The organism is Bacillus aerius, from assembly GCF_029894105.1.
Lineage (GTDB): Bacteria > Bacillota > Bacilli > Bacillales > Bacillaceae > Bacillus > Bacillus altitudinis.
Genome location: NZ_JARYHO010000001.1, coordinates 3,423,650 through 3,444,059, shown reverse-complemented (window position 1 = coordinate 3,444,059; position 20,410 = coordinate 3,423,650). Strand labels below are relative to the sequence as shown.

Here is a 20,410-nt window from a genome sequence, read left to right as displayed (position 1 = left end):
ACATGAGCAGAGAAATTAAAATAGATGCCAGTCAGGTCAAACGAGTATTACAGCATGCAAAACAATCAGGCGCTCAAATGAATGCAACACTTCCAACAACCATCAAAGGAAGAAATCAGCTCCTGACGGCAGACACATTAGAAAAAATCAATCAGCAGCTGAACGAATTAAGTACATCCTATATAGACATTCTTCAGAAACAACTTGTACAAACAGAACAAGCGGTGAACACCATGATCGAAACGGACAAGGCGCTTGCTTCCAGCAGTAAAAGAAAATAAAGGAGAAACGATCCATACCTGCGACTTTATCATCTGTTATTGGATCTCTTCCTGTAATAACCCGACCCAATGCACAACCATATACAGGTACGCTTAAGTCGAGTGCTGGGTATGGTAAAGTTGTTGGTAGGCAGTCTGCTGACGGAAAAGTAAGATGGAGATTAGATTATGATCCTAATAAGGGACCACATATAAATATTGAAGATTTTCGTAATGGTAAAGGAGCTAATGCAAAGAAAATCGCTATACCATTTGAAGGTAACGAAGGTACTTTTAAATCTTTATTAAAACACTTGAATAGATAAGGAGATTTTATATGAGTTTATTTGATGAATGTATTGAGGCACTTGGTGAGAATGTACACGTTTTATATGATAATAGTAGGGAGAAAATATTAAGCCATTTTGAAAGTTCATTTCCATTTTCTGATTGGGGGCAAATTGAATGGAAGAATTTATCTTCTTATGCTGAAGTGAATACGTTTGATGAGATACAATCTTTTTTAAATCAAAAAATGGATGAGTATAATGATGTTGTTTATATCATTTGGGATGAAGGGACGTTACCAATTATTCAATCTACTTTAGATAAAGTTTTTGAAGCTATAGATGATGTTACTGCAGTCAGTTTTGATACATGGATTTTTTCACCATCTTCTGGTTATGTTATTGAAATATTTCATGATGGTGAAGTGAAAGTAGGATTAAAGTAGGGATGTAATAGAATGATGGATAATGATTGGATATCTGTTCAGGAAGTTGAAGATGATACTCAAATTTGGGCTGGAACCGTAGTTAGAGTTTTTAAGGAGGAATTAAATAAGGATAACCTAGAAGGTAATTTCTATGATTACATCGTTTCTTTTATTTATGATAACAATGAATATTTACAATTAACCTGTCTAACTCAAGGTGAGGGTGGAAATATTGTTTGTGTATTGCAAACAGAACCAAATTCTAATTATTCATTAGGTAAGGAATTGAAAAGAATGATGGATGATGGTACAAACTCTGTTTTTGTGAAATTTTCACCTGAATGTATCGTTAAGTAAACATCTAATATGAGCGGTGAACACCATGATCGAAACGGACAAGGCGCTTGCTTCCAGCAGTAAAAGAAAATAAAGGAGAACGCAATGAAAACCCTTGATGCTTTTGCGCTAATAAACGGAATTGACCAAACGCTGAATACATTAAAGCAGCAATCACAACAGATTAGCTCCATAGAAAAACAAATCCAACAGATCATCTCACTTGATGGCGCACTAAAGGGAGAGGCGGGACAAGCCATCCGCTCCTTTTATACAGAATGCCATATTCCCTTCCTGCAATTTTTTCAGGTTGTCATTGAGGAATACAGCTCTGCGCTCAAACAAACAAAGCAGGCGCTTCATACCCTTGAATCAAATCAGCACGGCTTTATATCACAAGCATTTATTGAACACGAACTTGATCAAGGCTTAAAAAAAGCGGAGCGAGCGATTTCTGAAATCGTATCAGAGGTGAACCACGCCATTGGCAGAGTTGGTCATATTGTTCACTTGCCAAGTGTAGACGAATCAGCTTTTCAGCAAAACTATCAAAAGGCATGGCTTGAGACCTCAAGAACCATTGGTCTGCTTCATGCATTTGACAGGGAGCAGACAAGTGCTTTGCAAGAAACAAAAAGCTCCCTTCAAACAATGAAACAATTCATCAACACGCTAAGCACCATGTTCACCGGCCCAAAAATCGACATCACGAGTTATCAAAAAGGGTCTATTTTCAAAAATGGAAAAGAAGAAAAAATAAGCAACACCATCAGTGGATTGAATGACAAAATAGACAACATGAAAGAAAACCCGATGATGATCATGCTGAAGAAGCTGAGAGAGAAACAACAGGCGAATGTGGAGACGGTGGTTCGGGACGAATCTCATAAAAACATTAATCAACAAGTCACAGCAAACGATCCATCACTTACGACATTGCAAAGGGAAGCTGTGAGCGGGAAAAGTAAGATTCATAGAGACATCAGGGTCGTAAATGGTAAACTATATAACGTAAAAGGCATCAAAAAGCTAAAAGAATTCGACATCGCTGATGAAGTCGTCACAGATCCGTCGAACATTGATTTTATAGGCGGGAGATACACCGTTTACGCCAATAAACAAATCATTCGAACGTATATCGCAAACGGTGAAGTTAGAATAGAAGAAGTAGATAAAATCCCAGAAAGCCGGAGCCGAGGCAATGCGAAACGCATATTAGACGGTGAAGTTGTCTCAACAACCGAAAACATCATCCTAGAATACAGCGGAATCTATGACGGTTATCGAGCCGTCACCGGCAAAGACCCTGAAACCAGCAAAAATATTAGTAGCACAGAACAAGTTCTGTCCGCAGCTTCAATTATCCCAATCGCAAAAATAGTGAAGGTAGGGAAATATGTTTTTAAGATAGATAAAGGGAAGAGTGCGGTAAAGAGGATTACTACTAGTACAGGGAGTAAGATAGATTCTGATACAATAAAAAAATATGTTAGAGATATAGAAGGACGAACAGGAAGAGAGTTACCTAAAAACCAAATAGATAATTTGAAAGCAGCATTAAGAAATAAAGAGTATAGCAAAATGTCACCTATAGAAACAGCTAAGCATCGGGCGAAATTTGATAGTGTGAAAAATAAAGTAATCAAAGAGTGGGAAAGAAATACTGGACAAAAGTGGCCAGTGTATAATGAGAATATTATTTCAGGAAAAACTGGTAAAGTAATTAGAAAAAAAGGAGATAAGTATGATGCTCACCATATAATTGAAAATACTTTTGGAGGAGAGCATGAGTGGTGGAATATGCATCCTGCAAAATTTCCAAATGAGCATCAAGCAGGTATACATGGAGCAGGTTCACCCGCAAATACATTATTTAAAGGAGTTAAAAAATAATGGGATATGAAATTATTAAGAAAAACGAAGAAAATAGTTTTTTTTTAGTAACTGAAAAAGAAATCTTAGATGTTGAAAAGGAACTTGATTTAAAGTTTCCTAAGGAGTTAATTCGTTTTTATATAGAGGTAGGTTACGGTTTTATTAATGGGTCTGAGTTTAACACTAATCGCATCATGGACCCTTATTCTGTAAGAGACTTTCGATTAAGGGCTAATGATTTTGAATTTTATCCTGACATTGAAATCTATGATGAATTTGAGAATAACAAATTAATCTTTTTTGAAGCAAATGAGACAGCATTAATGTCAATTGAATTGAATGAAAAGGATAAAAGCGCAATATATTATTATGATATAAAAATCGCTAATTCTTTGGAAGAATTTTTAACCAAAATACAAGAGGATGATAAATATTATCTAGATTTACTAGCAGACTAATAAAAGCCTTTCAAAAGTTACTTTGCATTGATTAACTAATAGATGAGAATTGCAAAAGTCGAAATTCATAATTTGGAATATAAGTATGGGTTGAGTGACCTGTTAAGTAAAATTTAAAGATAAATCAAAAATTTATAAACATAGCACTCATCGAGGAGGATTCACATGATCGATGTAACCCAAATTCCAGGTTTAATCATCAACAAACCAGAAACTGATATAAACATCAAAGAGGTAGAATCCCAGCTAAACATGCTGCTGCCCCATGCTTATAAGACCTTGCTGAAACAGACAAATGGATGTTCCGTCGAAGGCGACGTTCTACTATATGGAACTGAGGACATAGTGGAACGCAATGCAACATGGGAAGTCCATCATTATGCCAGCGGCTATGTAGCCATTGGTGACGATGGCGGCGGGCGAGTATTTCTTATGCGGCAGGCAGAAGAGGAGAAAAAAGTGTGGATTGTCGATGCTGGTGTGATGGACCCTCAGCATGCGGAATTGGTGGCTGAAGACTTGTTAAGCTGGGTAAGTCACGGCTGTTTCATAGAAGTTTAGTCTATTAAGGAGATGATCGATTTGCCGTGGAACACATTGATCGCTGCGGGCCTCGTGGTTGGGGTTCCTGTCGTTTTGATTGCAGCTGTTTATTTCATCTCGAAAAGGAAGAACAAGAAAACCAAAGCATCCAGTTGAAAAGCTCTGTGACGTTCCTTGTCATAGAGCTTTTTTCTCTCTCATTCTCCCTCCATGTTATAATAAACACAGTTTATGAACGAGAGGATATGCAGGACATGAAAAATGAACCTATTGAGTTATTGACACAGCCGACATGGCGAATCATAGATCAATCGAGCCTGGGTCTCTATGTGGATCCAAAGCAATCTTTTGCGATGGATGATACGCTTTGTGCGTCGGTCGGGAAAGGACTCTCATCAGCGACAGCGCGTTCTTGGGTGCACCACAATACGATCGTTCTTGGGATTCAGGATACAAGACTTCCATTTCTCCAAGAGGGTGTAAAGCTTCTTGAGGAAGAGGGATATCGCGTCATTGTGCGCAATTCAGGCGGTCTTGCTGTTGTGCTGGATGAAGGCGTACTAAATGTGTCTTTAATCTTTGCGGAACAAAAGAAGGGCATTGATATTGACCGTGGATATGATGCGATGGTGGAATTGATCCGCCGGATGCTGTCGATGTATGAGGTGGACATTGAAGCCTATGAAATTGTCGGCTCTTACTGTCCAGGTAGCTACGATTTGAGCATTAATGGAAAGAAATTTGCCGGCATTTCTCAGCGTAGATTACGCGGAGGGGTCGCTGTGCAAATCTATTTGTGTGCAGATGGAAGCGGTCGGGAACGTGCTGATTTGATTCGCCGTTTTTATGAGGCGGCCTTAAAGGATAGAAGGCATGAGGTGAAAGCGGTATTCCCTGATATACAGCCTGATACGATGGCATCCCTATCAGAATTAACTGGAGAACCCATTGATTGTGCGCTTCTCATGCGTCTTTTACTAGAAGAACTTCAAAAGCTGAGCGAGCAACTGACTGCTTCAGGGTTGACGACCGAGGAACAACTGGAGTTTGAGAAGAACATGACACGGATGATTGAGCGAAATGAGAAAGTGTTCTCGTAAACATATCGTCCCATCTTAAAAATAGGGGTGATGTAATGGAAACGAAACTTCTGAAAGCTATTGAACTTCGAGAAAGTGGACATCTTCAAGAATCCAATGACATGCTCATCCGTCTTGTAGAAGAGTATCCAGATCATGCCTCCATTCACTATCAATGTGCTTGGAGTTATGATGTGTTAGGGAAGGAAAAACAAGCTGTCTTTTTTTATGAGAGGGCCCTTGAACTAGGTTTGTCTTCAGAAGAAAGAGAAGATGCTTTCTTAGGATTAGGAAGTACATACAGAACCTTAGGGGAATATGAAAAGTCAAAACAAATATTCCTCCATGCGATGGAAGCTTATCCGCATAATAAAGCCATTCAAACGTTTTATGCCATGACTTTGTATAATTTAAATGAACATAGCAAAGCCATGGAAATATTACTGAACTGTTTAACTGAGACGACAAATGATCCTGCTATTTTGAGTTATCGAAAGGCCATTGATTTTTATTCAAATCAGTTAGATAGATTGTGGAAATGATTTGGTTTGTTTGGTCAGCCAAATAGAAAAGGAGGATTACGGTGAAATCTAAAAACGGCGGTTACCTCTATTTACTATGGCTTCCTGTCATCATAGGAGCCGGCTACGGCATTTCGCTTTTCGTGCCGTTTCTTCAGCCTGTACTGATGCTTGGTATCGCAGGGCTTTATATTTTTATCTTTGGTGATTTTCAGGTGAGGCAAGTCAGGTATATTTTTATGTTCGTCTTCTTGATCAATGTCCTTTTTAGTGTGATGCTATTTTTGGATATTTAAAAAAGTGCTTCCCGCAGGTGGGGAGCACTTTTTGGTTATTCAGCCATTTTTTCAAGGTTGCCGTTACGATCCATTTTAAAGGTTGGTGCGGCACTGTCGTCCTCTTCAAACAAAACTAGTTTTCTTGCACGGTTCATGATTTTGACGAGTGTTTCATAATCTTCTTGAATCGTGAGCTGATCCTTTTCAAGTTTTTTCACTTCAGCTTCTAGCTGCGACACTTTATGTGAAAGTTCATTGTTTTCTTGTTTTAACCGGCTGTTTTCCATCCGTAAGGCAGAAGATTGCTGTCCATCGCCTTCATAGCGGCGTAAGAAATCAATGATATCTTCAATGGTTAGCTCTTGGCGCTGCCCAAATGGATTGGTTTCTGGCTTTTTCTCTGTCACTTGAGAAGCCTGTGACAATAAATGTGATAAACTAGCTAACTCTTCATTGTAGCTTTGATCCACAAATTGAAGCTGTTCGGCTGTTTCGGCTACAGGTGCAAACGTTTCTTCTTGCGCAGGTTCCAGTTCTTGAGAGAACTCTTCCTGTGTGATCGTTTCTTCAACTTGCGGCTGATAGAGCAAACGTTTTTTCGCAGGCTGCCCATTGCCGAGTGCACGCATGCGTTGTTTACGCTGTTTTTTGGCAAGTGCCAATGCTTTTTCATATTGATGCCTCACGACAGCATTCCATCTAAATCCGCATGCCGCTGAGGTACGGTTTAGCTTGTCTCCCACTTCTTCAAATGCGTTCAGCTGTGTACTGCCCTCTCTGACGTGACGTAAGACGGTTTCTGCCAGAAGGAGATCATTTTCCTCTGACCAAGCATCTTGTCTTTGTTTTGACATGTGTTTAAACCCCCATAAGATTTGATGGTATTAGATTAGCCAAGTTGAAGAAGGTTTATACAAGTTTGCTAAAAGGATAGTGGAAAATACTAGCTTTTATGTGAATACGTCTCTGTGCTGACAAAGCTTCTTGCAACTCCAGTCGCTTCGATGTACAATGTTGGGTGGTATATTATTCACTCTTAGTTGTCCAACTGTTTCATATAGAATGAAGTTTCATCATTGAAAGGAAGCGTAAGAACATGGCTAATGAGTTTCGCGTATGTGACGATTGTGATGCGACGAACCTAAAAACGTTATTGCCTCGACTTAAATCGGTTGACCCTGATGCAAAAATTGAGATTGGCTGTCAATCGTATTGCGGTCCAGGACGAAAAAAGGCTTTTGCGTTTGTGAACAATCGCCCATTATCCGCACCAACAGAAGATGAGTTACTCGAAAAGGTTCAAAAAAAAGTCAAATAAATGTCACTGAATGTGTTCAGTCGACCTAAAAAGAGGTCCGTCCCTGTCAGGTCGGGCTTTTTACGTCCGTTCAATCTATGAGAACACATTCGCCAGCAAATTCAAGGATGTTTTCGGGAAAAGTTACCCGATATAATAGAAACACGTCTTAAAAAAAGAGGGACGAAACGATGGCGTATCCAAAAGGGAAATTATCCGAAGAAAAGGTATTTAAAGATCCTGTGCACCGCTATGTTCACGTACGGGATGCATTGATATGGGATTTAATCGGAACGAGAGAGTTCCAGCGCCTTAGACGAATTAAACAGCTAGGCACCACTTATTTAACGTTTCATGGGGCAGAACACAGCCGATTTAATCATTCACTCGGTGTATACGAGATTGTCAGACGAATTGTGGATGATGTGTTTAAAGGAAGACCCGAATGGGATGAAGGGGAGCGTGAGCTTGTACTGAGTGCCGCCCTGCTTCATGACCTTGGACATGGTCCGTTTTCTCATTCCTTTGAAAAGGTCTTTCATTTAGATCATGAATCGTTTACAAGAGATATCATTTTAGGGCAGACGGAAGTAAATGAAGTGCTGCGCCGGGTTAGTGACGATTTTCCAAAGCATGTAGCAGAAGTCATTGCCAAAACGTATCAAAACAAACAGGTGGTCAGTTTGATTTCAAGTCAAATTGATGCCGACCGAATGGATTACTTGCAGCGGGATGCTTACTATACAGGCGTCAGCTATGGTCACTTTGATATGGAACGTATTTTACGCGTAATGCGTCCAAGAGAAGATCAGATTGTGATGAAACAGAGCGGGATGCATGCTGTAGAGGATTATATTATGAGCCGCTATCAAATGTACTGGCAAGTCTATTTCCATCCAGTGACACGCAGTGCGGAAGTCATTTTAACGAAAATTCTCCATCGTGCAAAAGAGCTGCATGAAACGGGATATATTTTCACACATGCCCCTGTGCATTTTTATTCGATTTTTGAAGGAAATGTCACCACAGAGGACTATATTAAGCTGGATGAATCCATTGTCTTATTTTATTTTCAGGCGTGGGAAGATGAAGAAGATCACGTGCTGGCTGATTTGTGCCGCCGTTTTATGAACCGCCGTTTATTCCAATATACAGAGTTTAATCCAAATGAAGAAATGACGAAATATTTCAAGCTGACGGCTTTGTTCAAAGAAGCAGGAATTGATCCTGACTATTATTTAGTGGTCGACTCTTCCTCTGATTTGCCTTATGACTTCTATAGACCGGGCGAAGAAGAAGAACGGCTGCCGATCCATCTCTTGACGCAAAGTGGTCATATTAAAGAACTGTCGAGACAGTCAGATATTGTTGACGCCATTTCCGGTAAACGAAGAACCGATCATAAACTTTATTTCCCGATGGACTTAATTGTAGATATGTCGGAAAAAGCTGAAGAAAAGAAGGCGATCATGAAGCTGCTTGGATTGGGATAAGGAAGTACTGAAAAAGGAGATGTCGGGAATTTGTTGAAAGAGCATGCAAAGTTGATGAAGGTGTTCTCTGAATCTGGGGAAATCGTTGGACGGAAGAAGCTGCAAAAAATGATTTACATAGCAAAAAAGCTAGATTTGCCTTTTTACGAGAAATACGATTTTCATTTTTATGGCCCTTATTCAGAGGAGTTGACGCTCAGAATTGAAGAGCTGTGCAACCTTGGATTCTTGGACGAAATGAAGGAAAAAAAGGGCGGATACTTTCAATATCGCTATTCGCTGACGGACAATGGGAAAGAGTTTCTCGATCAGTGTGAAGTGGACATGCCTGACCTCAAAGTGCTGACGCAGCAGATGAATGAGCAATCGTCTCGTTTTCTAGAGCTTGTCTCAACGATTTTATACTTTGACGATCTGCCAAAAGATGAGGTAAAGGAAAAGGTCTTCACCATTAAAAGCAAGCAGCGCTATACGGACGAAGAATTTGAGGCGGCTCTTGCGTATATTGATCAGTTGAAGGAATTGAACTAACTTTGCAAAAGCCCAATTTTTGGGCTTTTTTTGTTTTGTAAGACCCGGACCGAAAGCGCTATTTTTGAATAAAATGTGTGTCAAAATATCCGAAAAATTAGTGAAAATGACATGTTTCGACTTTCTTCCTGTATATCCAATTCCCTGTTTTTGACTGAATAGAAGGAAAATGGTGAATTTTCAGTGAATATATAACCTTGTGAAAAACAAAGGAGGGATAGGAATGAAAAAGCGTTCAGTCTTTTTGTCATTTTTATTGGTAGGTAGTTTGTTACCGGGGGTAAGTTCAGCTTCAGCACCAGTTGCAAGTGCAGGTCATGGGCATGATCATGGTCATGCGCCGTTTGAAACACATATTAGTGAAGGGTTGCCAAAGGCAAACGATTTTAAAGATTTGACGAAGGCACCTCCTATTGAAAGAGATGTGACAACAAAGATTTTAGATGAGTCTGGTAAACAGGTAGGGTCTAGAACCTTTAAAGCAAATACAGGAGATTCGATTTCAACAAAAGCTAGTACAGGCAGTCAGAAAGTGACCGTCTATGCAGTAGCTGATGCGCAGTATCGTGCGAAATATAGTGATTGGCAGACGCGCATTGTCAGCATCATTGAGCAAGCGGATGTGACATTTAACCGTGATCATGATGTGGACTTTGTCGTACAAGCCGTAGGGTCTTGGACGTCTTCAGGATCAAATGCATCACAAATTTTGTCTAACCTTCAGCGCAGCTTTGATGGCAGAGGATACGATTTTGTCACAGGATTTACAGCAAATCCAAACTTTGATGCTGGCGGAATCGCTTACGTATATAATAGTGCACCGAGCGGAAGTGCATTCGCCGTTAACCTTGACCAAGGAACAGCGAATACAGCAAAAGCGGCTACACATGAATACGGCCATAACTTTGGTTTGCCGCATGACCCTCAAGGCAGCGGAATTGTCTGCTTAATGAATTATGATTATTCTTACACTGTCGATTACTTCGATGCGGCTCATAAAAATCAAGTGAACCGTAATAAAGCTTGGTACAGATAAGGTAAGAGAAAAAAGGACAAACACCGAAAAAGTGTTTGTCCTTTTTATATGCTTACAGGTCGCTCATTCGCTTTCCTGCTACAGCATAATGTTCTTTTTTCATCTCTTCAATAATGACAGAGACTTTCTCTGCACCTGCGCCTGTTGTTTCAACAACGGCATCTGTGACTTTCTCCACAAGAGCTCTTTTCTGCTCATCTGTTCTTCCTTCAAGCATTTGAACGGTGACAATTGGCATGGCGAAAACCTCCTTTTCCTTTCATGCTACGCTTCCCTTTAGTTTAAGGGACTTCTTATAGTATACTGAATGAAGTAAATCATTGTATAGAAAGAAAGAGGGATTCATGCCTTTGGACCAATTTCTTGTTTATCCATTAGAACTGATTCCATATGTCGCCATTACGCTTGTTGTGGCTTTTACGATACACGAGCTGGCGCATGCATATGTTGCGTATCGTTTTGGAGATCCGACAGCTAAAAATCAAGGGAGACTGACGCTCAATCCATTGAAGCACCTTGATATTTTCGGGACGATCTTGATCTTTGTGGCTGGGTTTGGCTGGGCGAGGCCTGTACCTGTGAATCGGTACCATTTCAAAAACCCGCGCTTAGCAGGAATCTGCGTCTCGATTGCAGGCCCATTAAGTAACTTGGTGTTGGCGTTTCTAGGCTTTTTTGTGTACGTCCTTCTTCAGAAATTTGGCGGGGAGTCGCTCATACGCTTTGAGCCGGGGGTCGATTATTTCTTCCAAATCTTTATTAACTTGAACGTGATTTTGTTCCTATTTAACTTATTACCGATTCCGCCGCTGGACGGATATCGTATTATTGAGGATGTTGTCAGTCCCGGCATCCGTGCAAAGATGACGCAATTTGAACAGTATGGGATCATCATTTTCCTCATCTTCGTCATCACACCGCTAGGTCAGTTTGTTTTTGTTCCATTGATCGGAATGCGGGATCAAATCATATACTGGTTTAATCTTATTTTGAAGCCGCTGCTTTAGGAGGTCTAATGAATGGAAGGTAAAAAGAAGAAACCAATTGGTTTTAATATCATTAAAAAAACAGATGCAACGGATGGACATGGAGGTTTTGGTGCAGGTGCCCTCAGCCTTGATAATATCTCGCCGGTGATCATTGATGTGGAGGAAAAGGAAGCCGTCATTGATATTGGTGCGATGCATGCAAGAAGTGCCGTCGAAAAAGGAATTAAATTTTTAAAAACCAAAGAAGAGGTGCCTAACGGAAAACCGTATTGGCTCGTATGGGTGACGATTGACCGCAGAGAAGAAGGGCCATATTATGCAGGAGTCACAGCTTGTGAAATGACAGTTGACCGCTCGATCCGCAGAGGATATAAGTCGCTTCCTGAGCATGTGAATTTAATGGATAAATCCATGAAGCGTAAAATCGTTGTCAGTCATATGGATGATGGTTCGAAAAAGGTGCTCGCTGATTTCTTGAAGAGTCACAATGAAGCGTTATGGGAAGCATCTACAGATGAATTAAAAGAAGGATTGGCTGTTCCTGAGTAATTGTGAAATTTTTGTGAAGAATGATGAATGGATACCAATTCCAAGCGTTTTTTCAGTAAACTGGTGTTAAAGCTAGGACATGGAGAATCCCGAGATGCAGATCTCGGGGTTTTTCATGTCCATTTTTAACGTTTCAGCCACTTTTCCCACCATTTCTTAGGCTGTTGATCCTGAGTCGTGTCTTGTTCAGATGCTTTGTTCTCGGCACCATAGCAGACACTGGTCGGCTCCGTTCCTTCTATAAAATACGTGAATACCTTTGATTCGCATCCTGGGCCTGCGAGATCACCGGTTTTTGGATTGATATATACGCCTTTTACACCGTCTGGCGGCATGAAGGAGGAGGCTGGCTGGTTTGAGAGGGCTGATTCCATAAAGGAAGCCCATATCTTTTTCGCATAGGCGGTTTCTTTGACCGAGTCAATGGTGCGTCCTTTATCATAGCCAGTCCACACACCTGTGACGAGCTGGGGAGAGAAGCCGATCATCCAGCTGTCAGCGCCTGTCGTCCCCGATTTCCCTCCATACGTTCTGGTAAGATCTTTTGAAATGGTACGACCTGTGACACTTGTATAGCCATTTAATTGATGATTGAACATCCCTGACATCATGTCAGTGGTGACAAATGCTGCTTTTTCATCTAGTACTTGCTCTCGTTTTTGTTTCTCCTCAAAGAGCACGTTGCCCTTTGCGTCCGTTACTTTCGTAATAAAGGTTGGCTTGACGCGTTTTCCTCCATTGACAAGCATCGCGTAAGCATTGGTCATTTCGATTGGTTTGACAGGTGAAGTACCTAGCGCAAGTGAAGGCACTTGATCTAGTTTTTCGTGAATCCCGAACGTCTTGCCTGCACGTACAAGCTGTTCCATTCCTAAAAATAGATGGGTTTTGACCGCATAAATGTTATCAGATAGAGCCAAAGCCTGAAGCATCGTAATGCCGTCATTGGCGTAATAGCCGTGATAATTGCTTGGTGAATAAGCGGCGCCGCTTCCTTGCTCATCGAGTTCAAAAACAGTTTCTTCACTGCGCATCACGGTTGCTGGTGTAAACCCATTTTGCAAAGCCATGTAATAGAGAAGTGGTTTCATTGTTGAACCCGGCTGTCTTTTTGCTTGTGTGACCCGATTGAATGGGCTTTTCTCGTAATCTCTTCCGCCTATGAGGGCGAGTACATGACCTGTCTGGGGATGAATGGCGGTTAAGCCAATTTGGATACCTGATTCAGAATCCATGATGTTGGTTAAAGTCTTTTCAGCGATTTTTTGTAATTCAGGTTGTAAGGTCGTTTCGATATGAAGACCATACGTTTCAATTTGTTCCTCGGTTAAGCCCAGCGTTTGTTTCAGTTCGCGAATCACATCATCATAAAAATACGGGGCCTGCTTTGCTTGCAGCTGCTTTTGTTTGAGCGGGCGATAGGACAGCTTTTCCTTGCTGGCATCAGCAGCTGCTTTTTTCGTAATCATGCCATCCTCTTGCATTTGCCTCAGAATCATATTCTTTCTTGCGCTGGCTTTCTCCTCATTCACATAAGGGGAATAGAGAGAAGGACCCTTTGGAATACCGGCAAGCAAGGCAGACTCAGCTAAAGTTAAGTTCTTCGCTTTTTTCCCAAAGTAAAGGCGGGATGCCGCTTCCACACCGTATGCGCCGTGGCCATAATAAATGGTGTTCAAGTATCCTTCCAATATCTCATCTTTTGTATAGTTTTGTTCTAAGCGGATGGTGTAAAAGGCTTCATTCCACTTCCGCTTCCATGTTTTATCATGATCTAAATATAAATTTCGTGCGTATTGCTGGGTGATCGTGCTGGCGCCTTGTACTTTTGCCATTGCACGAATATCTGCCACCGCAGCACCTGCCATTCGTTTCACATCAAAGCCGTGATGCTGATAAAAGGTTTTATCCTCAACCGCGACCACTGCCTGCTGTATATGAGGGGACATGTCCTTTAACGGAACCCAGTATCTCTTTTCTCCAAAGCTCGATTCGCCAAGTTTAGACCCATCGGCTGCATAAATGGTCGTGGATTGGGGAACTTGAACAGAGGGTGCGCCTTGCCACTTAGCTAGTAAAAGAATCGACAAAAAGACTGTGCCTGCAAATAGAAAAGCGAGCAAGCCGATAAAAAAACAGGCCCGAATCGTTTTCACGGTCATGCGGATTTTTTTATTACTCATGATTGTGTCCATGCAAAGCCCCCATTTTGACGGTTTTTTATCAGTATGGGACAAAGAAAACCGTTTTAAACAGGCGGCTGCAAGGGTGTGCTTTAAAAATGAAGTTATCTCATGCGGTTCTTTACAATTTGATATGAATCCACTATACTTTTTTCTTGGACAATCGATATAGTCATAGCCGATAAAAGGCGCTAACAATAGATGTTTGTTTATTATTGGATGAGAGGAAGATGAACGATGAGCGAACTTTGGTATACAGAGAAGCAAACGAAGAATTTTGGCATTACATTGAAGGTGAACAAAACCCTTCACACAGAACAAACAGATTTTCAGCATTTAGAAATGGTGGAAACAGAAGAGTTTGGTAATATGCTGTTTTTAGACGGTATGGTGATGACATCAGAGAAAGATGAGTTTGTATACCACGAAATGGTGGCACATGTTCCTCTTTTCACTCATCCAAACCCGGAAAATGTTCTTGTTGTAGGCGGAGGAGACGGTGGTGTTATTCGTGAAATCCTGAAGCATCCAAGTGTGAAAAAAGCGACACTTGTTGATATTGATGGCAAGGTCATTGAATACTCGAAGAAGTTCCTTCCTTCAATTGCTGGGAAACTAGACGATCCTCGTGTAGAGGTGAAAGTCGGAGACGGCTTTATGCACATTGCGGAAGCCGACAACGAATATGACGTGATCATGGTTGACTCAACTGAGCCAGTTGGACCAGCTGTAAACCTGTTCTCTAAAGGTTTCTATGCAGGAATCTCAAAAGCACTCAAAGAAGACGGTATTTTCGTTGCACAAACGGACAACCCTTGGTTCACACCTGAGTTAATTACAAATGTACAGCGTGATGTAAAAGAAATTTTCCCGATTACCAAGTTATATACAGCGAATATCCCAACATATCCAAGCGGTCTTTGGACATTTACTATCGGTTCTAAGAAGTATGATCCACTTGCTGTAGAAGACAGCCGCTTCTTTGATATCGATACGAAATATTACACAAAAGAATTGCACAAAGCGGCATTCGTTCTGCCGAAATTTGTGAGCGACTTAATCAAATAAATCAAGCGAAGTGGAAATGCGCAAATGACCGTTTGCGCATTTTTTGAAGCGTAAAAGGAGGAATCTTGTATGAGATTCGACGAGGCTTACTCAGGAAAAGTGTTTATTGGAAGTCATCCGACATGGGAAGATGCGAAAGTCATTTTATACGGGATGCCGATGGATTGGACCGTCAGTTACCGTCCAGGTTCTCGTTTTGGCCCGAACCGTATTCGTGAAGTATCCATTGGATTAGAGGAATACAGCCCTTATTTAGATCGTGAACTGCACGAGGTGCCATTCTTTGATGCTGGCGACATCCCGCTTCCATTTGGCAATGCACAGAAAAGCTTAGATTTAATTGAAGAGTATGTCGACAGCATTTTAGAAAAAGGGAAGTTTCCATTAGGAATGGGCGGCGAGCATCTTGTGTCTTGGCCGGTTTTCCGTGCGATGTATAAGAAATACCCTGATTTGGCAATCATCCATATGGACGCACATACCGATCTTCGTGAGGAATATGAGGGTGAGCCGCTTTCACATTCGACACCGATTCGTAAAGTTGCAGGACTTATTGGACCTGAAAATGTATACTCTTTCGGCATCCGTTCAGGGATGAAAGAAGAATTTGAATGGGCAAAAGAAGCAGGCATGCACATTTCTAAATTTGAAGTGCTGGAGCCATTGAAGCAAGTATTGCCAAAGCTGAAAGGCCGCCCAGTTTATGTGACAATTGACATCGATGTACTCGACCCAGCTCATGCACCTGGTACAGGGACGGTAGATGCTGGCGGTATTACGTCAAAAGAACTGCTGGCATCCATTCATGCCATTGCTGGTTCTGATGTGCATGTCGTCGGTGCAGACCTTGTAGAGGTAGCGCCTGTATATGATCATTCCGATCAAACGGCGAATACAGCAAGCAAACTTTTGCGTGAAATGCTGCTTGGTTTTGTGAAATAACATTGATAGAGGAGCTTGTCATCTCATATGGACAAGCTCTTTTTTTACATTGGTGACATGATAAAGGAGGCAGGTCGTGTTTTCTTCTGTATTGATGGTATTACTCGCTTTATGTGTGTTAGCGGCAGGCTTTCTTACGCTGAAAAGAGAGCTTGCAGCGAGTCCGCCCACGTTCACCTCGAAAAAAGAGACAAAGGATGAGATGGTTCATCTGTTTCAGGATCGAGGCTTTTTCTATCTTACTGGCATAGCGCTGTTGATGCAGTTTGTTTATAAGCAAGGGCATCTTCTCCCATTTGATTTCTTTCAGGCATTTTTGGCAAGTTTAGGTATCCAAGCACTGTTTTATCTCATTAATCGAAAAAGCGCAGGGCTCAAGACTGGACTCGTGATAGGCGTGAGCTTCATTTTTCTTTTTTTCTAAAGAGACATGTGAAGATCAAAAAGGGGGTATCATCCACACGAAGATGAGAAATGATGGGATGATAGGCAATCGGGATTATGGTATACTATTTTAGTTAAACGGGTCTTAGCAAAGGAAGTGCAAAATGACACAAAACCGAATTTCAATTCATGTAAAGTCAGTGATGAAACCAGAGACGGAACCGGCTGAAACGATCGAATTCCGAACAACTGGAACGTATCAAGAGAAGAATGACAAAACGTATCTCACTTACCATGAAGAACATGAAATGGGTCAAGTAAAAACTGTTGTCAAAATAAGTAAAAAAGAAATTTTTGTCATGAGATCAGGTGCGATTCAAATGAAGCAGCGCTTTCTCACTGGAGAAACGACCGTGACACATTACACGATGCCATTTGGCACACTTCAACTCGATGTGCACACACATGGTATTGATCTTGATGTAGACAATGGGCTTCTACACATTACGTACGATATGCTGACAGGTGAAGATCAAAAGCATTTACATACATTATCGATTTCATATAAGGAGGATTTACGTTCATGAATATCGCAGAACAGGTCAAAGATGCGTTAAAAGAAGAAATCATTGCGGCAGTCGTCAAAGCAGGACTTGCTGATGAAAGCCAGGTGCCGGATGTTCTTTTGGAAGTGCCAAAAGACAAAACTCACGGTGATTATTCCACCAATATGGCGATGCAGCTTGCACGCATTGCGAAAAAAGCACCTCGTCAAATCGCCGAGGACATTGTGAATGCATTTGACAAAGGCAAAGCGTCAATTGAAAAACTGGACATCGCAGGTCCAGGATTCATCAACTTTTATATGAACAATCAATACTTAACAAAACTGATTCCGGCAGTCCTTGAAGCAAAAGAGGCATATGGAGAAACAAATACAGGCGGCGGTCAAAAAGTGCAAGTCGAATTCGTCTCAGCCAATCCAACAGGTGACCTTCACCTTGGACATGCCCGCGGCGCAGCTGTAGGAGATTCTCTTTGCAACATCCTTGATAAAGCAGGCTTCGACGTGAGCCGTGAATACTATATCAACGATGCAGGCAATCAGATCAATAACCTTGCTCTATCTGTAGAAGTACGCTACTTTGAGGCGCTCGGTCTTGAAAAAGAAATGCCAGAGGACGGTTACAGAGGAGAAGACATCAAAGGCATCGGGCAGAAACTTGCGGATGAATTTGGTGACCGTTTCGTGCATGAATCAGAAGAAGAGCGTATGAAATTTTTCCGTGAGTACGGTTTAAAATATGAACTAGAAAAACTACGTGTCGACCTAGAGAATTTCCGTGTCCCATTTGATGTGTGGTATTCTGAAACGTCTTTATATGAAAACGGAAAAATCGAACCAGCGCTAGAAACACTTCGCGCTAAAGGCTATGTCTTTGAAGAAGACGGCGCAACATGGTTACGTTCAACTGATTTTGGTGATGACAAGGACCGTGTCCTGATTAAAAAAGATGGCAGCTTCACGTACTTGCTTCCAGATATCGCATATCATAAAGACAAATTAGACAGAGGTTTTGACCAGCTCATCAACATTTGGGGAGCGGACCATCACGGCTACATTCCTCGAATGAAAGCGGCAATCCAAGCACTCGGATATCCAGCGGACAAACTGGAAGTCGAAATCATTCAGCTCGTTCACCTTTACAAAAACGGTGAAAAGATGAAGATGAGTAAACGTACAGGTAAAGCCGTCACAATGCGTGACTTGATTGAAGAAGTAGGCTTAGACGCCACTCGTTATTTCTTTGCGATGAGAAGTGCGGCGACACATATGGATTTTGACCTAGACTTAGCGATTTCTACGTCTAACGAAAACCCTGTGTACTATGCACAATATGCACATGCGAGAATTTGCAGCATGCTCCGTCAAGGGGAAGAAAAAGGCTACGAGCCAAACCTTGAAAAAGCAGATTTCTCTCACATTCAGTCGGATAAAGAATACGATCTTCTGAAAATCATCGGCAGCTTCCCAGAGGTTGTAGCAGAAGCAGCAGAAAAACGTATTCCGCACCGCGTCACAAACTATATCTATGATCTAGCATCAGCCCTTCACAGCTTCTACAACGCCGAGAAGGTCATTGATGTTGAAAATGAAACAAAAACAACAGCACGTCTATCGCTGATGAAAGCAACACAAATCACGCTTGCGAATGCATTAAAACTTATCGGCGTATCTGCGCCAGAGAAGATGTAGTGGAATGAAGGAAAGCCCCGCTCTATTTTATGAGCGGGGCTTCTTTATATAAAAAACCCGCTATTCTCGAGAGATAACGGGTTTTGAAAATTAACCAAGCGTATTAATAATGTTAGAAATAGAATCGAATAATTGACTAAGTACATCAGAGAACATGAGCGTATCCTCCTTTCAGAAAGCATGTAGTATGTGCGTGTCATAGGAATTACCCAAGTGTGTTAATAATGTTAGAAATAGAATCAAATAATTGGCTAAGTACATCAGAGAACATGAGCGCATCCTCCCTTCAGAAAGCATGTAGTATGTGTGCGTTAATGGGATTATCCAAGTCTATTAATAATGTTAGAGATAGAATCGAATAATTGGCTAAGTACATCAGAGAACATGTTTTTGCCTCCTCTCTTTTCTTTTTACATCTACTTAACGAAGGGGATGAAGGGTTGGATCACTTTTTCTAAAAAAATTTTAAAAAGAAATAAAGGCATAGAAAAAGCACCCTCATATGTGGGTGCTTTTTAGGTTTTATTTATGCATGAACACGCCATTGGATTTGTCCGCCGTAGCAGGATAGTTCGGCACTCCCGCCAATCGGCAAGGTGAAGACCGGCTGTGTATGTCCGATATCGACATCGTAAATCACTGGAATGTGTTGAAGCATTGGGTGCTTATCTAGGATGAACCTAAATGTTCCTCTGTCATCTTGGATTTCTTTTGAAAACGTCCGATGATTAACCCTTTAATGGATTCGGCATGCTGCAAGAGCGAGGCAAGGTCTCTGGCGAACATTTCAGGAAAGACCAAGTCATCATCTTCTACAAATAAGATGGCATCCTTGATGCGAGGCATAAAGGGTGTCCCTTGCAGTAAGTTCAGTGTACAAAGATTTCCGCCATACAAGGTGCCTTCAGCTGTTCCTTCCTGATAAATCCCCCATGTTGTCGGATGAAACTGCCTATTTACTTGATCAAGATACCACGCATCATCACTCCACTTTGTAGAAGGGGTGACATCAAATGGCTCGCTGCTCATCACGCACGCTTGAAACATGGCTGTCTGCTCCTCTTGTCCTTGTTCCATTTGGAAACTGGAGAAATGAGGACCTGAGTACGTCACCATGTCACATTTGGCGGTAATGGCGTTTGCAAGTGCGGTAATATCACTGTAGCCGCAAAGAACCTTTGGGTGCTGACGAATCAAATTATAATCTATATAAGGCAAAAGCTCATTGCAGTTAAAGCCGCCGATTGCTGTCAAAATGCCGTCGACTTCATCATTTGAGAATGCCTCATGTAGATCAGATAAACGGTGTTCAATAGAAGAAGAGGAATGCAGATCACATTCAAACACGTGTTGTCCAAAAGAAACAGTGAACCCTAATGCCTCTAAACGTTTTTTCGCCTGAGCCATTCCTTCTTTTGATAAAATGCTGGCACTTCGACTTGGAGCAATTACCCGAATGTGGCTTCCCTTTTTTAAAGCAGATGGTGTACGCATAAGTCATTCATCCTTTCCTTCACATATTTTCCATTATATCGGATCAAAACGCTCCAGTCTGTAAAAGCTAAAAGAAAGCAGCAGACCGTGCGTTTCAGACGAGCTGTGCAAAGGGTATGGAA

Annotated in this window: 23 protein-coding genes and 2 pseudogenes; 21 read left to right on the top strand and 4 right to left on the bottom strand. The window is 41.5% G+C overall.

Annotated elements, in window-relative coordinates; all coding sequences use genetic code 11:
- Positions 1-2: 2 nt before the first annotated feature.
- The 10 genes and pseudogenes from M2353_RS17875 (at position 3) to M2353_RS17830 (ending at position 6,083) form a co-directional block, all read left to right on the top strand.
- Entirely contained in the window at positions 3-281 is a 279-nt protein-coding gene (locus M2353_RS17875; protein WP_008343583.1) for a YwqI/YxiC family protein, read from the top strand.
- A gap of 68 nt (positions 282-349) precedes the next feature.
- Positions 350-586, top strand: a pseudogene (locus M2353_RS17870) (T7SS effector LXG polymorphic toxin); the annotation flags it as partial.
- An 11-nt stretch (positions 587-597) separates the two neighbouring features.
- Entirely contained in the window at positions 598-993 is a 396-nt protein-coding gene (locus M2353_RS17865; protein ID WP_284725824.1) for a CDI toxin immunity protein, read from the top strand.
- 15 nt (positions 994-1,008) lie between these two features.
- Positions 1,009-1,332: a hypothetical protein gene (locus tag M2353_RS17860; protein WP_284725823.1), complete on the top strand. Its 324-nt coding sequence runs from the start codon at positions 1,009-1,011 to the stop codon at positions 1,330-1,332.
- Positions 1,333-1,416: 84 nt separating this feature from the next.
- Complete coding sequence (locus M2353_RS17855) at positions 1,417-3,204, top strand: T7SS effector LXG polymorphic toxin (RefSeq protein ID WP_284725822.1); 1,788 nt, start codon at positions 1,417-1,419, stop codon at positions 3,202-3,204.
- Positions 3,204-3,644 carry an SMI1/KNR4 family protein gene (locus M2353_RS17850; protein WP_056704175.1) on the top strand — a complete coding sequence of 147 codons (441 nt, stop codon included), beginning with the start codon at positions 3,204-3,206 and terminating at the stop codon, positions 3,642-3,644. The genes M2353_RS17855 and M2353_RS17850 overlap by 1 nt, the downstream gene beginning before the upstream one ends.
- 165 nt (positions 3,645-3,809) lie before the next feature.
- Complete coding sequence (locus M2353_RS17845; protein ID WP_284725821.1) at positions 3,810-4,205, top strand: SMI1/KNR4 family protein; 396 nt, start codon at positions 3,810-3,812, stop codon at positions 4,203-4,205.
- Between the two features lie 236 nt (positions 4,206-4,441).
- A complete protein-coding gene (gene lipL / locus M2353_RS17840) occupies positions 4,442-5,287 on the top strand; it encodes an octanoyl-[GcvH]:protein N-octanoyltransferase (protein ID WP_284725820.1) in 846 nt (281 codons plus the stop codon).
- A 35-nt stretch (positions 5,288-5,322) separates the two neighbouring features.
- The gene (locus tag M2353_RS17835; protein ID WP_017368242.1) at positions 5,323-5,808 is read left to right on the top strand and encodes a tetratricopeptide repeat protein; all 486 of its coding nucleotides are present in this window, start codon (positions 5,323-5,325) and stop codon (positions 5,806-5,808) included.
- Between the two features lie 41 nt (positions 5,809-5,849).
- On the top strand, positions 5,850-6,083 hold the full coding sequence (locus M2353_RS17830; protein ID WP_284725819.1) for a DUF5970 family protein: 234 nt from the start codon (positions 5,850-5,852) through the stop codon (positions 6,081-6,083).
- Between the two features lie 35 nt (positions 6,084-6,118).
- On the opposite strand, the gene M2353_RS17825 is transcribed toward M2353_RS17830, so the two are convergent.
- Positions 6,119-6,919, bottom strand: coding sequence for an RsfA family transcriptional regulator (locus M2353_RS17825; protein ID WP_284725818.1), 801 nt, complete (start codon positions 6,917-6,919; stop codon positions 6,119-6,121).
- Positions 6,920-7,161: 242 nt separating this feature from the next.
- Between M2353_RS17825 and M2353_RS17820 the strand changes: the two genes are divergently transcribed.
- From M2353_RS17820 to M2353_RS17805, 4 genes are all read left to right on the top strand, one after another.
- Complete coding sequence (locus tag M2353_RS17820) at positions 7,162-7,383, top strand: YuzB family protein (RefSeq protein ID WP_003215259.1); 222 nt, start codon at positions 7,162-7,164, stop codon at positions 7,381-7,383.
- Between the two features lie 170 nt (positions 7,384-7,553).
- Positions 7,554-8,855: an HD domain-containing protein gene (locus M2353_RS17815; protein ID WP_007497716.1), complete on the top strand. Its 1,302-nt coding sequence runs from the start codon at positions 7,554-7,556 to the stop codon at positions 8,853-8,855.
- A gap of 30 nt (positions 8,856-8,885) precedes the next feature.
- Positions 8,886-9,386 (top strand): YwgA family protein, encoded by a 501-nt coding sequence (locus M2353_RS17810; RefSeq protein WP_024719448.1) that lies wholly within the window; start codon positions 8,886-8,888, stop codon positions 9,384-9,386.
- A 223-nt stretch (positions 9,387-9,609) separates the two neighbouring features.
- Complete coding sequence (locus M2353_RS17805) at positions 9,610-10,422, top strand: zinc-dependent metalloprotease (RefSeq protein WP_100324670.1); 813 nt, start codon at positions 9,610-9,612, stop codon at positions 10,420-10,422.
- A 52-nt stretch (positions 10,423-10,474) separates the two neighbouring features.
- Here M2353_RS17805 and M2353_RS17800 read toward each other — a convergent pair whose 3' ends face one another.
- Positions 10,475-10,660, bottom strand: coding sequence for a 2-hydroxymuconate tautomerase (locus M2353_RS17800; protein WP_003214939.1), 186 nt, complete (start codon positions 10,658-10,660; stop codon positions 10,475-10,477).
- Between the two features lie 112 nt (positions 10,661-10,772).
- Here M2353_RS17800 and M2353_RS17795 point away from each other — a divergent pair, with 112 nt between their 5' ends.
- Positions 10,773-11,429: a site-2 protease family protein gene (locus M2353_RS17795; RefSeq protein ID WP_284726015.1), complete on the top strand. Its 657-nt coding sequence runs from the start codon at positions 10,773-10,775 to the stop codon at positions 11,427-11,429.
- Between the two features lie 12 nt (positions 11,430-11,441).
- Positions 11,442-11,960: a YwhD family protein gene (locus M2353_RS17790; protein WP_007497712.1), complete on the top strand. Its 519-nt coding sequence runs from the start codon at positions 11,442-11,444 to the stop codon at positions 11,958-11,960.
- Positions 11,961-12,085: 125 nt separating this feature from the next.
- On the opposite strand, the gene M2353_RS17785 is transcribed toward M2353_RS17790, so the two are convergent.
- Positions 12,086-14,155, bottom strand: coding sequence for a transglycosylase domain-containing protein (locus tag M2353_RS17785; protein WP_284725817.1), 2,070 nt, complete (start codon positions 14,153-14,155; stop codon positions 12,086-12,088).
- A 225-nt stretch (positions 14,156-14,380) separates the two neighbouring features.
- Between M2353_RS17785 and speE the strand changes: the two genes are divergently transcribed.
- The 5 genes from speE to argS all read left to right on the top strand — a co-directional run bounded on the left by speE (position 14,381) and on the right by argS (position 18,794).
- A complete protein-coding gene (speE, locus tag M2353_RS17780; RefSeq protein ID WP_017360074.1) occupies positions 14,381-15,211 on the top strand; it encodes a spermidine synthase in 831 nt (276 codons plus the stop codon).
- Positions 15,212-15,280: 69 nt separating this feature from the next.
- The gene (gene speB, locus M2353_RS17775) at positions 15,281-16,153 is read left to right on the top strand and encodes an agmatinase (RefSeq protein ID WP_017360073.1); all 873 of its coding nucleotides are present in this window, start codon (positions 15,281-15,283) and stop codon (positions 16,151-16,153) included.
- Positions 16,154-16,229: 76 nt separating this feature from the next.
- The gene (locus tag M2353_RS17770) at positions 16,230-16,577 is read left to right on the top strand and encodes a hypothetical protein (protein ID WP_284725816.1); all 348 of its coding nucleotides are present in this window, start codon (positions 16,230-16,232) and stop codon (positions 16,575-16,577) included.
- Positions 16,578-16,701: 124 nt separating this feature from the next.
- Positions 16,702-17,124: a YwiB family protein gene (locus tag M2353_RS17765; protein WP_284725815.1), complete on the top strand. Its 423-nt coding sequence runs from the start codon at positions 16,702-16,704 to the stop codon at positions 17,122-17,124.
- Entirely contained in the window at positions 17,121-18,794 is a 1,674-nt protein-coding gene (gene argS / locus M2353_RS17760) for an arginine--tRNA ligase (RefSeq protein ID WP_008343507.1), read from the top strand. Before M2353_RS17765 ends, argS begins: the two co-directional genes overlap by 4 nt.
- A 526-nt stretch (positions 18,795-19,320) precedes the next feature.
- Here the strand turns inward: argS and M2353_RS17755 are convergent.
- Positions 19,321-20,288 (bottom strand): annotated as a pseudogene (locus tag M2353_RS17755) (S66 family peptidase).
- Positions 20,289-20,410: the final 122 nt, after the last annotated feature.

Bases quoted from the DNA above. Each gene is read 5' to 3' on its own strand.
- M2353_RS17805 (WP_100324670.1), top strand. From the start codon at position 9,610: ATGAAAAAGCGTTCAGTCTTTTTGTCATTTTTATTGGTAGGTAGTTTG.
- argS (WP_008343507.1), top strand. From the start codon at position 17,121: ATGAATATCGCAGAACAGGTCAAAGATGCGTTAAAAGAAGAAATCATT.
- M2353_RS17815 (WP_007497716.1), top strand. From the start codon at position 7,554: ATGGCGTATCCAAAAGGGAAATTATCCGAAGAAAAGGTATTTAAAGAT.
- M2353_RS17865 (WP_284725824.1), top strand. From the start codon at position 598: ATGAGTTTATTTGATGAATGTATTGAGGCACTTGGTGAGAATGTACAC.
- M2353_RS17825 (WP_284725818.1), bottom strand. From the start codon at position 6,919: ATGTCAAAACAAAGACAAGATGCTTGGTCAGAGGAAAATGATCTCCTT.
- M2353_RS17765 (WP_284725815.1), top strand. From the start codon at position 16,702: ATGACACAAAACCGAATTTCAATTCATGTAAAGTCAGTGATGAAACCA.
- M2353_RS17785 (WP_284725817.1), bottom strand. From the start codon at position 14,155: ATGGACACAATCATGAGTAATAAAAAAATCCGCATGACCGTGAAAACG.
- speE (WP_017360074.1), top strand. From the start codon at position 14,381: ATGAGCGAACTTTGGTATACAGAGAAGCAAACGAAGAATTTTGGCATT.
- M2353_RS17835 (WP_017368242.1), top strand. From the start codon at position 5,323: ATGGAAACGAAACTTCTGAAAGCTATTGAACTTCGAGAAAGTGGACAT.
- M2353_RS17800 (WP_003214939.1), bottom strand. From the start codon at position 10,660: ATGCCAATTGTCACCGTTCAAATGCTTGAAGGAAGAACAGATGAGCAG.
- M2353_RS17875 (WP_008343583.1), top strand. From the start codon at position 3: ATGAGCAGAGAAATTAAAATAGATGCCAGTCAGGTCAAACGAGTATTA.
- M2353_RS17850 (WP_056704175.1), top strand. From the start codon at position 3,204: ATGGGATATGAAATTATTAAGAAAAACGAAGAAAATAGTTTTTTTTTA.
- M2353_RS17790 (WP_007497712.1), top strand. From the start codon at position 11,442: ATGGAAGGTAAAAAGAAGAAACCAATTGGTTTTAATATCATTAAAAAA.
- M2353_RS17845 (WP_284725821.1), top strand. From the start codon at position 3,810: ATGATCGATGTAACCCAAATTCCAGGTTTAATCATCAACAAACCAGAA.
- M2353_RS17855 (WP_284725822.1), top strand. From the start codon at position 1,417: ATGAAAACCCTTGATGCTTTTGCGCTAATAAACGGAATTGACCAAACG.
- speB (WP_017360073.1), top strand. From the start codon at position 15,281: ATGAGATTCGACGAGGCTTACTCAGGAAAAGTGTTTATTGGAAGTCAT.
- M2353_RS17860 (WP_284725823.1), top strand. From the start codon at position 1,009: ATGGATAATGATTGGATATCTGTTCAGGAAGTTGAAGATGATACTCAA.
- lipL (WP_284725820.1), top strand. From the start codon at position 4,442: ATGAAAAATGAACCTATTGAGTTATTGACACAGCCGACATGGCGAATC.
- M2353_RS17820 (WP_003215259.1), top strand. From the start codon at position 7,162: ATGGCTAATGAGTTTCGCGTATGTGACGATTGTGATGCGACGAACCTA.